The organism is Rugosimonospora africana (assembly GCF_016862975.1).
Lineage (GTDB): Bacteria > Actinomycetota > Actinomycetes > Mycobacteriales > Micromonosporaceae > Rugosimonospora > Rugosimonospora africana.
This window is the reverse complement of record NZ_BONZ01000034.1, coordinates 16,692-32,350: the sequence shown is the minus strand read 5'-3', so window position 1 is coordinate 32,350 and position 15,659 is coordinate 16,692. Positions and strand designations below refer to the sequence as shown.

The following is a 15,659-nucleotide window of genomic DNA, read 5'->3' as shown; positions in this document are numbered from 1 at the left end:
ATGCGCGAAGACGACGACGAGTACCTGACCGGCCTCCTGGCGTCGTTGGGGGACCGCGCACCCGACCCGATGTCCAGCGTCGAGCGGGCGATCACCGACGGGCGCGCCCGCCGCCGGCGCCGGCGGCAGCGCGTGTCGGTGAGCGGGGCGGTCGCGGCCGTGGCCGCGCTGGCCGTCGCGGTGGCGGTGATGGTGCCGCGCGGCGGGTCGGCTCCGGTGCCGGCCAGCTTGCCGTCCGTCGCGCCGAGCCCGTCGCCGACGATGCCCGCGGCGCCGGCCGCCTGCCGGGCCGGGCTGCTGCCCGAGCCGCCCGGCGTGACCGACACTCAGGTGGTCGCCGCCGACCCGACCGGCCGGTACCAGGCCGGCTACGCCTGGCGCGGCGCCGGATGGACGGTGGTGCTCTGGGACCAGGGGAAGCTGGAGACCGTCACCACGGTGCCGGGGAAGCGGCCGACCGTCGCCGGGGTCAACTCGGCCGGCGTGGTCACCGGGTACACGGTGCCCAGAGACCCGCAGAGTCCGACGGAATCGTCCATCTGGACGCTCGCCGCCGGGAAGCTGTCCTACCTCCCGTCGCCTCCCGGCGGCACCGCGATGACCCAGTTCCGGGCCGAGGGCATCAACGGCGCCGGCGACGTCGTCGGCGTCGGGTACGAGCTGAACCCGAAGGAACCGGACACGATGAGCGAGCACCTGATCGTGTGGCCGGCGGACGACCCGGCCGAGCCGCGGACCCTCGCGTCGCCGGCCGGCACCACCCCGGCCCCGACGGCAGTGCCGGACCTGGCGTCGATCGACGACCAGGGTCGGGTCTACGCGACGCTCACCGTGAGCGACGGGAAGCCGGGGCTGCTCCGGTCGGTGCCGTACGTGTGGTCGCCGGCCGGGGTGGCGGCGAAGCTGCCCGTACCCGACGGGTTCGTCGGCCGGTCGGCCGTGCGCGGCGACCAGTTGCTCGGCAACCTGAAGGCCAGCGGCACCCTCGCGTACGGCAGCCTCGACCTGGGCACCGGGCAGCTCCTCCGCTACCCGGACTCGGTCGTCGCCACCTCGGTCAACCGGTGGGGATGGGCGATCGGGGCTGTCGACAAGCAGACTCCGGTGGCGGTGTTCGCCGGGAGCGTCGTGAAGCTGCCGGTACCGGTCGGGGGAGGCGCCGGGTACGCGCAGGCGTACACGATCAGCGACACCGGCGCGACGATCGGCGGGGACGTGACGCTCGCCGGCCAGCGGCACGCTGTGCTGTGGACCTGCCGGTGACGGCGGTCAGCGCCCGGTAGCGTCTCCGGCGGGGGTCGGCCACACGAGGCGCAGGAACTCGTCGGCGTCGCCGGCCACCGGGAGCCGGGCCGCCGGGCGGACGAAGCCGGCCGCCCGCATGTGCTCCAGCGCGGCGAGCAGCGGGTCCCAGAAGCCGGCCGGGTTCAGCAACGCCACGGGCTTGTCGTGCAGGCCGAGCTGCTGCCAGGTCCACGCCTCGAACAGTTCGTCGAGGGTACCGGTGCCACCCGGCAGGGCGACGAACGCGTCGCCGAGTCGGGCCATCGTCGCCTTGCGCTCGTGCATCGTCTCGACCACGATCAACTCGGTCAGTCCGGTGTGCGCGACCTCGGCGTCCACGAGCGACTGGGGGATCACTCCGATGACCGTGCCGCCGGCCGCGAGCGTGGCGTCCGCGAGCACCCCCATCAGCCCGACCCGCCCGCCGCCGTAGACCACCTCGACGCCGGCCTTGGCCAGGTGCCCGCCGAACGCCTCGACCGCGTCGCGGTACACCTCGGACCGGCCCTCGGCCGCGCCGGTGAACGCCGTTACCCGCACCACACACCTCGCATCGCACATCTCCACCCGAGCGCCGCGCCGGCCGCCCGATCCAGGTGGTCACCCGTCGCATCGTGGCACACCCGCCGCCGGGCGCCGTGCCGGCCCGCGGATCGGCGCGCCGGCCTCTCCGCCGCGTCCCTTCCGCTCTGCCTCGCGCCGGGCGCCGCACGGTAGAGTCTCGCCCACATGGAGGACTCCGAAGTTCTGCAGGACGACCCGTACCGTCCCGTGACGCGGGTGGGAGACACGGTACGCCGGCCGAGGTACCCGTGGACGCCCGCGGTCCACGAGTTGCTGCGGTATCTGGAAGCTGTCGATTTCCCGTACTCGCCTCGGGTGCTCGGCGTCGACGAGCGCGGTCGCGAGATCCTCAGCTTCATCGCGGGGGAGTCCGGACCCGCGGGATGGGCGAACGTCGTCGACGACACCGGCCTGACCGCCATGGCCCGGTTGCTCCGCGAGTACCATGACGCGGTCGCCGGCTTCCGTCCCAGCGGCGGCACCGGGTGGGCGGCCCACACCGGGCCGGTCGGCGACGGCGAGCTGATCTGCCACGGCGACTTCGGGCCATGGAATCTGGTGTGGCGCGGATCCCGGCCGGTGGGCATCCTCGACTGGGACTATGCCTGGCCGGCTCCGGCCGCCCACGACGTGGCATATGCGCTGGAGTACGTCGTACCGTTCCGGGACGACCGGGAGTGCCTACGGTGGCTTCGGTACCCCGCACCACCGGACCGGCGCGCTCGCCTGGAGCGGTTCGTCTCCGCGTACGGGCTCACCTCGGTTGCCGGGCTCGTCGATGCCGTCATCGACCAGCAGGAACTGGTACTGGACCGGGCCCGCCGACTCGCGGCGCAGGGGTACCAACCGCAGCGCGCCCTGCTTGCCGGTGGCCACTACGACGAGGTGGAGCGACGGATCCGGTGGAGCCGTGAGCACCGCGACCTGTTCGACTGACCGGCCGATCGAATCACCCCGTCCACCGGTGATGTCGTTGGACGGCTGGTCGGCTTGCCCGCAAACGTGTTGGCGGCGGCCCGACCCGCCTGGATACGCTGTCGTGATGTTTTCCGACGCCGATGCCGCCGCGCTCTATGATCTGCAGAACCCGTGGGATCCGGCGCGGTTTTCCAGCGACGCGTTCTTCGACCGGCTGGTGATGGCCGCGGAGAGCGTGCTCGACGTCGGCTGCGGCACCGGCAGCATGCTACACCTGGCCCGGGAGTCCGGTCACACCGGCCGGCTCGCCGGCATCGATCCGGACCGGGCAGCGTTGGAGCGGGCTCGCCGGCGTACCGACGTCGAGTGGGTGGCCGGCACGGCGGCCGACATCGCGTGGGACGGCGAGTTCGACCTCGCCACCATGGCCAACAACGCGTTCCAGTGCCTCGTCGGCGACGACGAACTGCGCGCGTCTCTGGCCGCGATCCGGTCCTCGCTGAGCGACGGCGGCCGGTTCGCGTTCGAGACACGCCACCCGCAGGCGCGGGCGTGGGAGGCCTGGAATCCGGACAACGCCTCGGACGTGGTGGACGGCACCGGCCGGACGCTGCGCGTGGCACACCGCGTCGAGTCGGTCGACGGCGACGTGGTGACGTTCACGGAGACCACCGCCGACGCCGGGGGCTCGGTGCTGCGGGTGGACCGGGCGAGCCTGCGTTTCCTGGACGTACCGGCGCTGAACGGGTTCCTGTCCGAGGCCGGGTTCACCATCGACGCCCAGTACGGCGACGGGGAGGGCGGTCCGGTCACCGGCACCAGCCGGGTCATCCTCACGATCGCGCGCCGCGCCTGACCGACAGCTCGCGACCCGTGAAATACCGGCCGACTCGTCACGGCCAGCCGGCGCCCGGCACGTCGACCTCGGTGACGAGTACCTGGCCACTGCCCGGCGCGACCAGTTCCGCCGGCGTTCCGCCCCAGCGGGCCGCCACGATGAACAGCGTGGTGCCGGCCGGGCCGCCGAGCGCGCAGGCGAAGCCACCCCGGTCCAACTCGACCGTGCGCAGGACCGCGCCGCCCTCGGCGACCCGGACGCACCGCCGGTGTGGCACGTCGGCGTACCAGACCGCGCCCTCGGCGTCGACACAGATGCCGTCCGGGGCGGCGTCGCCGAGGTCGGCCCAGACCCGCCGGCCGGACAGCGTACCGTCGGCGCCGATGTCGAACGCCGTCAGGCAGTGCCCGTACGACTCGGCCACGAGCAGGGTCGAGTTGTCGGCGGTGACCGCCATGCCGTTGGGGAACGCGATTCCGTCGGCGACCGTCCGCACCGAACCGTCCGGGGTCACCAGCGTCACCGAGCCCGGCTGGTAGGGCGCCCCGCTCATCAGGTCGAAGCCGGGGGAGTTCAGGTACGCGTTGCCCCGGCCGTCCGCCACGATGTCGTTCCAGCCCGGCGCGCCGAGATCGGCGTAGGCGACGAGTGTGCCGTCGGGTTCCCGGCGCAGCAGCCGCCCGTCCGGCGACGACACGATGACCATCCGCCCGTCCGGCAGCCACGCCGTGCACAGCGGCAGCGACGCCACGCGGGCCACCACCTCGTCGCGGCCGTCGAGGTCCACCGCGACGACTTCACCGGCGGACCAGTCGGAGAAGTACAGCCGGTCGCCGTGCCACCGCGGCGACTCGACCAGACCCCGCCCGTCGAGCAGTACCCGTGTTGCGTCCATGACCGCCTCCTCGTCCTTCGTCAACGGTTATACGAACGGGCCGGGGCGGGATCGACACCGACGCCCCGTCGTCGTGAAGTTTTCCGGACTCGAGACCGCCGACGACGTGCGACCTTGTTTCCTAGGATGCTTTAGGCGATGTGAGTCGCCGGTCACCGGACTGTGCCGGCTCACCGATGCGTACACCCGCTCAGGGCGCGTTAGGTGAAAACACGTAAAGGCACACGCAAATCGTCGAAGGACGGAAGGAAGTCCCGCCCGTCGCCCCTACGATGAGCCCCATCAATCCACCAAGTCCGATGGCGTTGGGGGTGTCGCATGATCCGTACGTCGAGGGTCGTCATGGCGCTGGCCGCGGTGTTCACCGGTGTCCTCGTGGGAGCGAGCACAGCCGTGGCGGCGCAGGCCGATGTGCCGTGCCCACCAGACTCACTGTGCCTGTACGAGGACAAGGACTTCGGCGGTTATATGATCGCTTTCCCGGCGGGGAGCGCCGTGCCGTCCCTACACGAGTATCTGTGTCTCGGCTGCAACAGCTCTAAGCACCCGGGCTCCAACAACACCTGGGGCGACATGCTGAGCTCCTGGCGGAACACGTCCGACATCGGCTACTGCCAGTTCCGCAACATCGACTATAACGGCAATACGTACTATGGATTCTTGGCCAACTACGAGGTCTCGTACGTGGGCAAGGGTCTCAATGACGAGATCTCCAGCTTCCACCCGGCACCGTGTCCCGAGTACTGAAACCAACGGTGATGCCGGCCGCGTGAACGCCGTGCCTCGTCAGTGCTCGTCGGCCAGCGAACTGCCGATGTAGAACGAGTTGAGCATGGCGAACACGTACGCCTGAAGCACCGCGACCATGAATTCCAGGAACGTGACCGCGATCGCGACCGCCCACGACACCACCGACAGCGGTTCGAGCAGCAGCACGCCCGTGCCGTAGAGCATGAACCCGCCGAGCGTGAACACCTGCAGGATGAAGTGCCCGGCGAACATGTTCGCGAACAGCCGCACGGACAGGGTGAACGGCCGCAGGAACAGGTTCTCCAGCGCCTCCAGCGGCGCCATGATGGGCAGCAGCCAGGCGGGCGCCGCCGGCGGCACGAATATCCGCTTGAGGAACCGCCGGAAGCCGTGCCGGCGGATCCCGACCGACAGGTACACGACGTAGCTGATGAGGGCGAGCGCCACCGGGAACGCGATGTGCGCGGTCGGCGCCACCTGGAAACCGGGCACGATGCCGAGGACGTTCATCACCGCGATGAACGCGAACAGCGTGGTGACGTACGGCGCGAACCGCACACCCTCCGACCCGATCACGTCGCCCGCGATGCCGTTGCGACCGAATCCGTAGATGGACTCGGCCAGCCACTGGGTACGCGTCGGGACCAGTCTGGGTTTCCGGTACGCGACAAGGAAAAACACGATGATGACGGCGACCGCGAGCCACACCATCACGGTGAACTTGGTGACCCACGGGTAGTGCCAACCGGGGAGGAAAAAGTCGTCGACGGACGGCGGCCAGTGCACGTCCTTGGCCAGGATGCTGCGCTCGGTCATCGGGACCCTTCCATCGCGCTGTCGAGTGCGTCAGGTTGGTCCCCCGGCCGGGATCCGTAGCTTAGCAACCACTCGGCGTGACCGGATCGGCGGGCCCCTGTCCGCAGTGGACAGCCGGGCCCGCCGAAGGGTCTCAGAACAGAAGCGTCACTCAGCCGAACTCAGTCACCCGAACGCAGCCGGAGCATGTTCCAGGACAGCGCGGGCAGAGACACGGTGACCCGGCCGCCGTCGACCGGGTACCGGCCCAGGACGCGGGGAGCGACCCGCTCCGGATCGTCGGCGGTGTTCACCGCGTCGGGATCGTCGCCGGACAGCGTGGTGTGTTCCACCACGGTCAGGCCACCGAACCCGCGCACGTCGAGGTCGACGGGCTGTGCCTCGTGCTGGTCCCGGTTGACCGCGAACACGGTCAGCTCGTCCGGGTCGTCATGCCGTACCGCGACCGCGTCGAGCAGGGGAGTGTCGCCGAACCAGGACGTCTCGTACCGGGGCCCGTCCACCACGGTACGCAGCACGGTTCCGCGACCGTACCGGCTGGTCAGCGCGAACGGGTGGTAGGTGCTCTGCCGCCACGCCGCGCCCCCGGGCTCCGTGAGGATCGGGGCGATGACGTTCACCAGTTGGGCCAGGCACGCGATGCGGACCCGGTCGGCATGGCGCAGCAGGCTGATCAGCAGGTTGCCGACGACCACGGCGTCGACCAGCGAGTACCGGTCCTCGATGAGCCTCGGCCGCTGCGTCCACACCGGTTCCTCGGCCCGCCGGGACATGTACCAGACGTTCCACTCGTCGAACGACAGGTTGATCCGCTTGCGGTGCTTGCCGCGCGCCCGCGCGTAGTCGACCGAGGCGAGTACGTCCTCGATCATCCCGTCCATGTCCATCGCGCAGGCCAGGAAGCTGCCCCGGTCGGCGGGCCGCTGTTCGTAGTATGCGTGCACGGACACGTAGTCCACGTGCTCGTAGCAGTGTTCCAGCACAGTGGCTTCCCAGCTGCCGAACGTGGGCATCCGGTGGTGCGAGGAGCCGCAGGCGATCAGTTCGATGTCCGGGTCGACCCAGCGCATCGCCTTGGCGGTCTCGACCGCGAGCCGACCGTACTCCTCGGCCGTCTTGTGCCCGATCTGCCACGGGCCGTCCATCTCGTTGCCCAGGCACCACACCTTGACGCCGTGCGGCTGCCGGTTGCCGTTGCTGGCACGCAGGTCCGACCAGTAGGTGCCGCCCGGATGGTTGCAGTACTCGACGAGGTCGCGCGCCGCCTCGACACCGCGGGTACCGAGGTTGACCGCGAGCATCGGCGCGGTGCCGACGGTCGCGCACCACGCCATGAAGTCGTCGGTGCCGACCTCGTTGGTCTCGATGGAACGCCAGGCGAGGTCGAGTCGGGTGGGTCGCTGCCCGCGCGGACCGACGCCGTCCTCCCAGCGGTACCCGGACACGAAGTTGCCACCCGGGTACCGCACGATCGGCACGTCCAGCGCGCGGACCAGATCCGCGACATCCTTGCGGAATCCGTCGGGGTCGGCCTCCGGGTGGTCCGGTTCGTAGATGCCGGTGTAGACACAGCGACCGAGGTGCTCGACGAAGCTGCCGAACAACCGGGGGTCGACGTCTGCGACGACGAACGCGGGATCGAGGGCGATACGGGCCGCCACGACGGCTCCTTCCTTCCGGGTGGGGGACATCAGTTGGCGATGCTGCCCAGCAGCAAGCCGCCCCGCCAGTACCGCTGGACCATCAGGAACAGGCCGACGAGGGGGACGACCGTGACCAGTCCGCCGACGACCAGCGCCGGGAACATCGAGGCGTCGCCGCTGTTCTGGGCACGCTGGGTCCACAGGCCGAGGCCCACGGTCAGCGGGTACAGCTTGTTCTGGCTGAAGATGAGCAGGGGCAGGAAGTAGTTGTTCCAGATGCCGACGATCGCGAGCAGCAGCACGGTCATCAGGCCGGGCACCATCAGCGGCAGCGCGATGGTGAGGAAGATGCGCACCTCCCCGGCGCCGTCGATGCGGGCCGCGTCGATCAGCTCCCGGGGCACGGACGCGGCCACGTAGGTGCGCATCAGGTACACGCCGACGGGGCTGACCACACTGGGCAGCAGCATGCCCCAGATCGAGTTGATGAGGCCGGCCTTGGCGTACACCAGATACAGCGGCAGCGTGATCGCGGTGATCGGTACCAGCAGCGCCGCCATCGCCAGCGAGAACAGCGCCCGCGACCCGCGGAAGTCGAAGCACGCGAAGCCGTATCCTGCCAGCGCGGACAGCGCGGTCGCGCCGAGCCCGCCGACCACCGCGTAGAACGCGGTGTTGCCCAGCCACTGGAAGTAGACGCCGTCGCCGTCGAGGTTGTGGAACAGCGACGAGAAGTTGTGGAAGAACTCGAACGGGCCGGCGAACCAGAACCCGAACGACTCGAACAGGTTCGCCTGGTTCTTCGTGGAGTTGATGACCAGCCAGGCGATCGGGAGCAGGGTGAAGATGGCGAACAGGGTGGCCAACGTGGTGAAGAAGGTGACCGTGCCGCGGGGCAGGCCGTAGAGCTTGACCGGGATCATGTCGTCGTCCCGGCGGCGGCCACGGACGGGGGTGGTACTCACGACACCTCTCCTTTGCTTCGGCGGAACAGCAGCGAGGCTGTCGAGATGGCGACGATGACCAGGCCGAGCACGACGGCCGCGGCCGCGGCCAGGTTGTACTGACCGCCACCGACCGCGGTGTTGTAGATATAGAGCGCGGGGGTCCAGTTGATGCTGATCGCGGAGTTCTGGAAGTAGGAGAGGATCAGCGGCTCGGTGAACAGCTGCAGCGCGCCGATCGTGTTGAGGAACAACAGCATCACGATGGCCGGGCGGACCATCGGCAGCTTCACCCCGAGGATGATGCGGTGCAGCGGAGCGCCGTCCAGGATCGCCGACTCGACGACGTCCCGCGGTACCGACTTCAGAGCGGTGTAGAGAATCACCATGTTGTATCCGGTCCACTCCCAGATGACGATCACGATGATCGACGGGAGGACCAGGTTGGACGAGAAGAAGTTCACCTCCCCGAAGCCGAGCGCCTTGGCCAGCCGGGTGACCGGACCGAACTGCGGCTCCAGGATGAACGACCACATGACCGCGCCGACCACCGCCGGCACCGCGAACGGGATGAAGAAGATGGTGCGGAACACCCGGCCGCCCTTGACCAGGCCCAGGTCGAAGATGGTGGCGAAGAAGAACGCGATGACCAGCATGACCGGGATCTGGATGACCGCGTACACGACGGTGCGCACCACACCCGACCAGAAGTCGCCGGAGCCCAGGGTCTGGCGGTAGTTGTCGAGTCCGGAGAAGCTGGTGCCGCCGATCAGCCTGCTGGTGTAAAGACTGTTGTAGATGGCGTAGGCGAGCGGCACGATCATGAACAGCACGAGCGCCACCATGAACGGCACGGTGAACGACGCGCCGTGCACTCCCTCCCGGCGCCCGCGCCTTGTCCGACCGATCTGGGGCCGGGGGAGGGCCTGCCGGGCCGCGGATTCCGCGCCCGCCGGGGCCGGGCCGGGACGGGCAGTTCTGCTTGGATTCACGGTATTCCCTTCTCGGGTACTGCTTCCGCCGGCCACCGGGATCCGCCCGATCCGGTCCGGCCCCGGCGGATCCCGGTGGCCGGGCCGGCGGAGCACGCGCCCCGCCGGCCCACCCTGCCGGCCAGTCTGGCTCGGCGCGTCTGGCACCACGCGACCCAGACCAGTCGGGTCAGGAGGTGGAGACCTTGAAGCCCTGCTGCTTCGCGTAGTTCACCAGCGTCTTCTGGAAGCCGGCGAACGCCGCCTTGAGCGTCTGCTTGCCCGAGGCCACATTGGCGAACGCGGTGGTCGACTGGGTCAGCGCCTCGGTCATGAACGGCGGCCACTGCACCGGCGTCGCGCTGTTGGCCGCCGCGGAGAACGCGACGTACGGCGTCGCCGTCCCGGACAGCGGTACCGTCAGATCCTGGAACGTCGGATCGGCGAGCAGCGGCTTGTACGTCGGGAACAGCGACGACGGCGCGGTCTTCGTGATGTTCCAGGCTTCGTCGGTCGCGTTGAGCCAGATCGCGAACGCGGCCGCCTGGGCCGGGTGCTTGGACTGCTTGAACACCGGGTACGACGATCCGCCCCAGTTGGCGGCGACGTTGGTGCCGGCGGTCCACTGGGGCAGTGGCGCGGCCCGCCAGGAACCGACCGATGCCTGCGCGGCCGGGGCAAAGTACGACGGCCCCCACGCGGAGCTGAGCCAGCTCGCGTCGATCCCCTTGTCCAGGTTGGCGAACGACGGCGCGTCCACGTCTGTGCCGGGGTTGACCAGGTGGGCGCTCAACAACTGGTCCCAGTAGTCGGCGAAGGCGGTCTGGGCCGGCCCGGTGAAGTTGATGGTCACCGTGTCGCCGCCGCTGTACTGGAACGGGAACGCGTTGTCCTGCGCCATCAGGCTCAGGATCCACTGCAGGTCGGTGGCGGCGAAGCTGGTCAGGTACGTCTGCGGGGCGGCCTTGTGCAGCGCGGCCGCCGCGGTGGCGAACTCGGCCCAGGTGGCCGGGGGATTGATGTGGTATTTCGACAGCAGCGTCGCGTTGTAGTAGAAGGCCATCGGGCCGGCGTCGCCGGGAATCGCCCACACCGAGTCGCCGCTGCTGACTTCCTGCCACACCCACGGGACGAACTTGTCCTTCACCGAGTTCGCGTTGTACTTCGACAGGTCCAGGACGCTGTGGGTGATCTCGAAGGACGGCAGTTCGTCGTACTCCACCTCGGCCACGTCCGGGGCGCCGGAGCCGGCCTTCAGCGTGTTCGTCAGCTTCACGTACTCGGGGTTGCCGGCACCGACGTCCTCCAGTTCGACGCAGGTGTCCGGGTGACCGGCGTTGTACGCGGCGACCGCGCGGGAAATCCCGGGCACCCAGGCCCAGAACGTGATTTTGGTGGCCCCGTCCTTGCAGTTGGCGATGAACGTGGAACTGGACGCCGTCGGGGTGGGGCCGCCGCTCGCGGCCCCGCCGCCGCACGCGGCGAGCAGGTTCACGGCGAGAAGCCCGGCCGCCGCGGCGACCAGGCCGCCGCGCACGCGGGGACGGCGGCGCGGTTTCCGGCTCCTGAGTGTCCGCTTCATGTGGTTACTCCTTGGGGGTGTGCCGGGTCATTCCTGGGGGTGTGCGCCAGGCTTTCGGCCGGCGCGTGGGCCGGGCACCGTCCTGGCGCGTGTGCCGGACCTCTTGCGGGACGCGTGGTCTTTGCCGCCGGGCGAGCCGCGCTCTTTCTCGTTTTCGGGGGATGCGCCGGCCGGGTCGGCGGAGTCGGTCGTGGCTTGGTCGAGGATCGTGGCTTGGTCGAGGGTCGAGGACCGGCCGATGGGCGTAGTCCTGTCGAGAGTCGCGGCCCGGCCGAGGGTCGAGGCGCGCGGGATGAGGCGCACCGGCATGAGTACCCGGTCGGCGTGCTCGTTGTCGTCGATGCGGTCGAGGAGCAGCGCCATCGCCATCTCGCCGGTCTCCCGGAACGGGATGTGCACCGACGTCAGCGGGGGAACCAGGAACGGCGCCTGGGGCAGGTCGTCGCAGCCGACGACCGCGCAGTCGTCGGGTACCCGGCGACCCACGTGCCACAGCGCGGCGAGCGCGCCGGTGGCCATGTCGTCGTTCTGGGCGAACACCGCGGTGACCGTGGGATCGCGCGCGATCAGATCCCCCATGGCGGTGAACCCACCGGCCGCGGTCCAGTCCGCGCGTACCAGCCGGGAGTCAGGCAGCGCGGCACCGGCCTCGTCCAACGCGGCGCGGAACCCGCGCAACCGGGACCGGGTGACCCGGCGCTCCTCGGGGCCGACGATGGTGGCGATGCGCCGGTGGCCCAGGCCGAGCAGGTGCTCGGCGGCCAACCGGCCGGTCTCGGCGTGGTCGGAGCCGACCACCGGCACCGATCCGCCGGGTACGTGGTGGATGCTGACCGCCGGAACCCGCCCGCGCAGCAGGTCGCCGATGCCGGGGTCGTTCTCGGAACGGGGAGCGGCCGCGAGGATGCCGTCGACCCGGCGCTCCAGCAGCTGGCGTACGCAACCCTCGAAGTCGGTCCCGTCCCGATGGGTGGTGCTGATCAGGACGGAGTGGCCGCGCCGCCTGGCCGCCTGCTCGGCGCCGACCACGAACTGCGCCAACACCCAGTCGCCGAGGTCGTCGCCGATCACTCCGACGGTGTACGTCGAGCTGGTGACCAGGCCGTGAGCCAGCGCGTTGCGCAGGTAACCGAGTTCCTCCGCGGCGGCCAGGATGCGCTCGCGGGTGGCCTCGGAGACCACCTTGCGGTTGCCGTTGAGCACCTTGCTCGCGGTCTGGAAACTGACGCCCGCGCGAGCCGCGACGTCCTTGAGGGACACGTACGTCTGCGCCACGCCAGCCTCCCCTCGCCATCCGGCGGGCGACGCCCGCCGGACCGAACGATCGAGTGGTGAGCACCCCGCCCCGGCCGTCGACGGGCGGACCCGTGCGTGGTCGAGCGCTCGGGGCGACGGCACGTCGTCGATGGCACGTCGTCGGTTAGGCGAACGTTCGCCTCATCAGACAACTCGGCGGGACGGTCGTTGTCAAGAGCCGTTTCGGCGCCCCGGCGGCGCTACCGTTCCTCGCGTCGGCCGGGTACCTTGCCCGAGCAGAATCGCGGAAACGGGAGGGATGTCATGACGACCACCGATGGCGAAGCGCCGTTCCGCTACGGCGATGTCGTTCCCGGGCTCCGCGCCGCCTACGACGGCGCGGTGCGGCGGCGCGACGGGATGGTCAAGGCGCCGTGGAAGCTCGACGAGCGCGAGCGTTTCCTGGCGCGGCTGCGCGAAGGGCGGTGCGCCCGCCTGCTGGAGTTGGGTCCCGGCACAGGAGAGGACAGCGTGTTCTTCCGGGACAACGGGATCGACGTCGTCGCGGTCGACCTGTCCCCGGCGATGGTCGCCCGGTGCCGGGAGCGGGGCATCGAGGCACACCTGATGGAACTGATGAGTCTGGACTTCCCGCCCGGGTCGTTCGACGCCGGGTACGCGATGAACTGCCTGCTGCACGTACCGAACGCCGACCTGCCCGCGGTCCTGCGGAACATCCGGTCGGTACTGCGCCCAGGCGGCCTGTTCTTCCTCGGCGAGTGGGGCGGCGACGGCACGGAGGGTGTCTGGGACCGGGACGGGTACGACCCGCCCCGGTTCTTCTCCTGGCGGACCGACCAGCAGATCGAGCGGTTCGCCCGCGAGTCGTTCGACGTCGAGGATTTCCACGTCGTCGAATCGGGCACATGGCACTTCCAGTCGCTCACCCTGTCCCGGCCGGGGCGGTGACGCTGCGCCGGTCTTTGGCCTTCGGTCTTCGGGCGCCTCTCTTTGGTCTTCGGCCTTCCGTCTCCGGTCGTCGGCCGTCGGCCGTCGGCCCCGGCCGTCGGTCACTGGCCGTCGGGGCATGGGGCGACCGACCGTGCCGCCCCATGCCCCGGTACGGCTGGCCGTCTGGGAGAATCCCGGGATGGACCAGACGACCGCGCGGGAGTTCGTCGAGCGCTGGGTCACCCGGTGGAACGCTCACGACCTGGACGGCCTGCTCGAAGACTTCGCCGAGGACGTGGTGTTCACGTCTCCGGTCGCGGCGCGCCTGATCGCGGGCAGTGACGGGGTCGTCCGCGGCAAGGCCGCGCTGCGCGCGTACTACGCGGAGGGACTGGCCCGCATCCCCGGCCTGCACTTCGAGGTCGTGGCGACGTACGTCGGCATCGACACCCTCGTCATCAACTACCGCAATCAGAACGGCGGGCTGGTCAACGAGGTGCTGGTGTTCGACGGCCCGCTCGTCGTGCAGGGGCACGGGACATACCTTGACGCGTGAAACCGACTGGGCTCCTTAACGCGTGAAACCTCTGACGCCGCTTGACGCGTCAACCGCGGGCCGTGCCGACCAGAGGTCACCCCTTGTTCTTGGAGTACTCGCGTGCCCCGGCGATGAACTGGATGAGGCCGCCGAGGATCGCTCCCCAGGCGACGATGAACACGGGTGAGCCGGAGCTGAGCGTGATAATCGTGATGAGCAGCCCGCCGCCGAGCCACAGCCCACCGAAGACCATGTTCCGTTGCCCATGCCGGGCCTTCGCGCTCATCGCCGCGGCAGACGATGCCGCCTGCTGGTAATGCGGCTGGCCGGCACCCGGCAGGTAGGGCTGCTGACCCGGACCCGGCGGCTGACCCGCACTCGACGGTTGACCGGTGCCCGGCTGCTGGTACGGCGGGAATCCCTGGCGCGGGTGCTGTTGCGGTGCGTAGGGCGGTTGCGGTGCGTACGGCTGCTGGGATGCGTACGGCTGCTGCGGGTACGCCTGCTGCTGGTGCGGGGGCTGCGGCGCCCCGGCCGGATTCTGTGGTTCAGGCTGCATGATGGCCTCTCGTCGGACCACGCCCTTTGTCAGACCACCGGCCGGTTGAACCGGCCGAGCGCGGCGATCAGGTGGTCGAGGAAGTCGTCCCGGCCGTTCACGATCTGGATCGGGATCGGGATGGGCTTGATGCCCTGGACGTTCAGGTTGTAGTGGGTCAACTTGCCGGAGTTCGATCCGCGGGTGCCGAGAACCGACTGCAACGACGTCACCTCCGGCCAGGCGATGGCGCGTACGTTGCCGTTGTGCCGGTAGACGAAGCCGTTCTCGTACACGTAGTAGGAGCGCGCACCGGTGACGAGGACGCGGATCGCCGCCACGATGGCGAACACCCCGGCGAAGCAGAAGAGCAGCCCGAAGAAGTGCAGGATCGACCAGAGCACGCTCAGGCTGGAGTTCTTCGACCCGACCTCGGACAGCAGCCAGAGCACGACGAAGCAGACGATCCCGATGACCAGCCAGAGGACGGACGTCTGCCGGGGATTCGCCAGCGACCGGGTGCTTTCCATCCGCCCGAAGTTGTGCGCCTGTGCCGCCTGGACGACCTCCGGCGGTACCGGCGCCGCCGCCGCGTTACCGGGAACCTGTCCCTCTCCCGTAGTCACCGTCGCGTTCCTTCCACTGTCATGACAAGCCGCCGCGAAGACAAGATCAGGCAAGACCGTAGCAGTCCCGCGATGTCGTCGCTGGCCCGTGGCCCGCTCGACCGGCCGGTCCGGGGTCGGGAGCCCGCCGGTCCCGGCACCCGGGCCCGCGCGCCGGCGGACAGTCCACAGTGGACCGGCACGGGTGCGTCCGCGGCGTCCGCCCGCCGCGGGCGGCCTGACAGCCGCCCGGCGCGGGTGACCCGCCAACCGTTCGCCGGGGTTTGCCGTTCAGCCGAAATCGCGAACAGCATGCGACAGAGCGAGGATACCGGCGAGCGCCTTCTTCGACACCTGTTCACTGTGCGCAGCGTGATCGCTGGTGGCCCTACGTGAGGCATTGACAAACATCGAAGTCAACTTTAACGTGCGTGCATCCGTCGGATGCCGTTCGATATTTCGAATACTTCGATGTCTGCCAACGCTCGCAGGGATGCTGCGAGGGTCGTGCCGCGCGGCCGTCCGGCCCGCGGCGCGGCCGGGTGGCCCCGCATGGCGCGGGTCGCTCTCACGAGAAGGGAATCGC

The 15,659-nt window shown here is 69.8% G+C and carries 16 protein-coding genes; 6 read left to right on the top strand and 10 right to left on the bottom strand.

Going from position 1 to position 15,659, the window contains the following annotated elements:
* Window positions 1-1,263 (top strand): hypothetical protein, encoded by a 1,263-nt coding sequence (locus Raf01_RS17825; protein WP_203919037.1) that lies wholly within the window; start codon window positions 1-3, stop codon window positions 1,261-1,263.
* 6 nt (window positions 1,264-1,269) lie between these two features.
* Here the strand turns inward: Raf01_RS17825 and Raf01_RS17820 are convergent, their stop codons facing one another.
* Complete coding sequence (locus tag Raf01_RS17820; RefSeq protein WP_203919036.1) at window positions 1,270-1,824, bottom strand: LOG family protein; 555 nt, start codon at window positions 1,822-1,824, stop codon at window positions 1,270-1,272.
* 189 nt (window positions 1,825-2,013) lie between these two features.
* Between Raf01_RS17820 and Raf01_RS17815 the strand changes: the two genes are divergently transcribed.
* Window positions 2,014-2,784, top strand: a complete 771-nt coding sequence (locus Raf01_RS17815) for an aminoglycoside phosphotransferase family protein (protein WP_203919035.1) — start codon at window positions 2,014-2,016, stop codon at window positions 2,782-2,784.
* A 106-nt stretch (window positions 2,785-2,890) separates the two neighbouring features.
* Window positions 2,891-3,622, top strand: coding sequence for a class I SAM-dependent methyltransferase (locus Raf01_RS17810; protein WP_203919034.1), 732 nt, complete (start codon window positions 2,891-2,893; stop codon window positions 3,620-3,622).
* Window positions 3,623-3,659: 37 nt separating this feature from the next.
* Here the strand turns inward: Raf01_RS17810 and Raf01_RS17805 are convergent, their stop codons facing one another.
* Window positions 3,660-4,499, bottom strand: a complete 840-nt coding sequence (locus Raf01_RS17805; RefSeq protein WP_203919033.1) for an SMP-30/gluconolactonase/LRE family protein — start codon at window positions 4,497-4,499, stop codon at window positions 3,660-3,662.
* Window positions 4,500-4,817: 318 nt separating this feature from the next.
* Between Raf01_RS17805 and Raf01_RS17800 the strand changes: the two genes are divergently transcribed.
* Window positions 4,818-5,246: a peptidase inhibitor family I36 protein gene (locus Raf01_RS17800; RefSeq protein WP_203919032.1), complete on the top strand. Its 429-nt coding sequence runs from the start codon at window positions 4,818-4,820 to the stop codon at window positions 5,244-5,246.
* A gap of 39 nt (window positions 5,247-5,285) precedes the next feature.
* Here Raf01_RS17800 and atpB read toward each other — a convergent pair whose 3' ends face one another.
* The 6 genes from atpB to Raf01_RS17770 all read right to left on the bottom strand — a co-directional run bounded on the left by atpB (window position 5,286) and on the right by Raf01_RS17770 (window position 12,480).
* Window positions 5,286-6,065 (bottom strand): F0F1 ATP synthase subunit A, encoded by a 780-nt coding sequence (atpB, locus tag Raf01_RS17795; RefSeq protein ID WP_203919031.1) that lies wholly within the window; start codon window positions 6,063-6,065, stop codon window positions 5,286-5,288.
* 161 nt (window positions 6,066-6,226) lie between these two features.
* Window positions 6,227-7,756, bottom strand: coding sequence for an arabinosylfuranosidase ArfA (gene arfA, locus Raf01_RS17790; protein ID WP_203919030.1), 1,530 nt, complete (start codon window positions 7,754-7,756; stop codon window positions 6,227-6,229).
* On the bottom strand, window positions 7,756-8,673 hold the full coding sequence (locus Raf01_RS17785; protein WP_239133694.1) for a carbohydrate ABC transporter permease: 918 nt from the start codon (window positions 8,671-8,673) through the stop codon (window positions 7,756-7,758). Before Raf01_RS17785 ends, arfA begins: the two co-directional genes overlap by 1 nt.
* Entirely contained in the window at window positions 8,670-9,527 is an 858-nt protein-coding gene (locus Raf01_RS17780) for a carbohydrate ABC transporter permease (protein WP_203919029.1), read from the bottom strand. The genes Raf01_RS17785 and Raf01_RS17780 overlap by 4 nt, the downstream gene beginning before the upstream one ends.
* A 286-nt stretch (window positions 9,528-9,813) precedes the next feature.
* Window positions 9,814-11,205 carry a type 2 periplasmic-binding domain-containing protein gene (locus Raf01_RS17775; protein WP_203919028.1) on the bottom strand — a complete coding sequence of 464 codons (1,392 nt, stop codon included), beginning with the start codon at window positions 11,203-11,205 and terminating at the stop codon, window positions 9,814-9,816.
* Between the two features lie 27 nt (window positions 11,206-11,232).
* A complete protein-coding gene (locus Raf01_RS17770; protein ID WP_203919027.1) occupies window positions 11,233-12,480 on the bottom strand; it encodes a LacI family DNA-binding transcriptional regulator in 1,248 nt (415 codons plus the stop codon).
* A 285-nt stretch (window positions 12,481-12,765) separates the two neighbouring features.
* On the opposite strand from Raf01_RS17770, the gene Raf01_RS17765 reads away from it, so the two are divergent.
* Both Raf01_RS17765 and Raf01_RS17760 read left to right on the top strand, forming a co-directional pair.
* Entirely contained in the window at window positions 12,766-13,410 is a 645-nt protein-coding gene (locus Raf01_RS17765) for a class I SAM-dependent methyltransferase (RefSeq protein WP_203919026.1), read from the top strand.
* A 118-nt stretch (window positions 13,411-13,528) separates the two neighbouring features.
* Window positions 13,529-13,948, top strand: a complete 420-nt coding sequence (locus Raf01_RS17760; protein WP_239133693.1) for a nuclear transport factor 2 family protein — start codon at window positions 13,529-13,531, stop codon at window positions 13,946-13,948.
* Window positions 13,949-14,024: 76 nt separating this feature from the next.
* Here Raf01_RS17760 and Raf01_RS17755 read toward each other — a convergent pair whose 3' ends face one another.
* Both Raf01_RS17755 and Raf01_RS17750 read right to left on the bottom strand, forming a co-directional pair.
* Window positions 14,025-14,489 (bottom strand): hypothetical protein, encoded by a 465-nt coding sequence (locus tag Raf01_RS17755; protein ID WP_203919025.1) that lies wholly within the window; start codon window positions 14,487-14,489, stop codon window positions 14,025-14,027.
* A 29-nt stretch (window positions 14,490-14,518) separates the two neighbouring features.
* Window positions 14,519-15,094 (bottom strand): DUF6585 family protein, encoded by a 576-nt coding sequence (locus Raf01_RS17750; protein WP_203919024.1) that lies wholly within the window; start codon window positions 15,092-15,094, stop codon window positions 14,519-14,521.
* Between the last annotated feature and the right edge of the window lie 565 nt (window positions 15,095-15,659).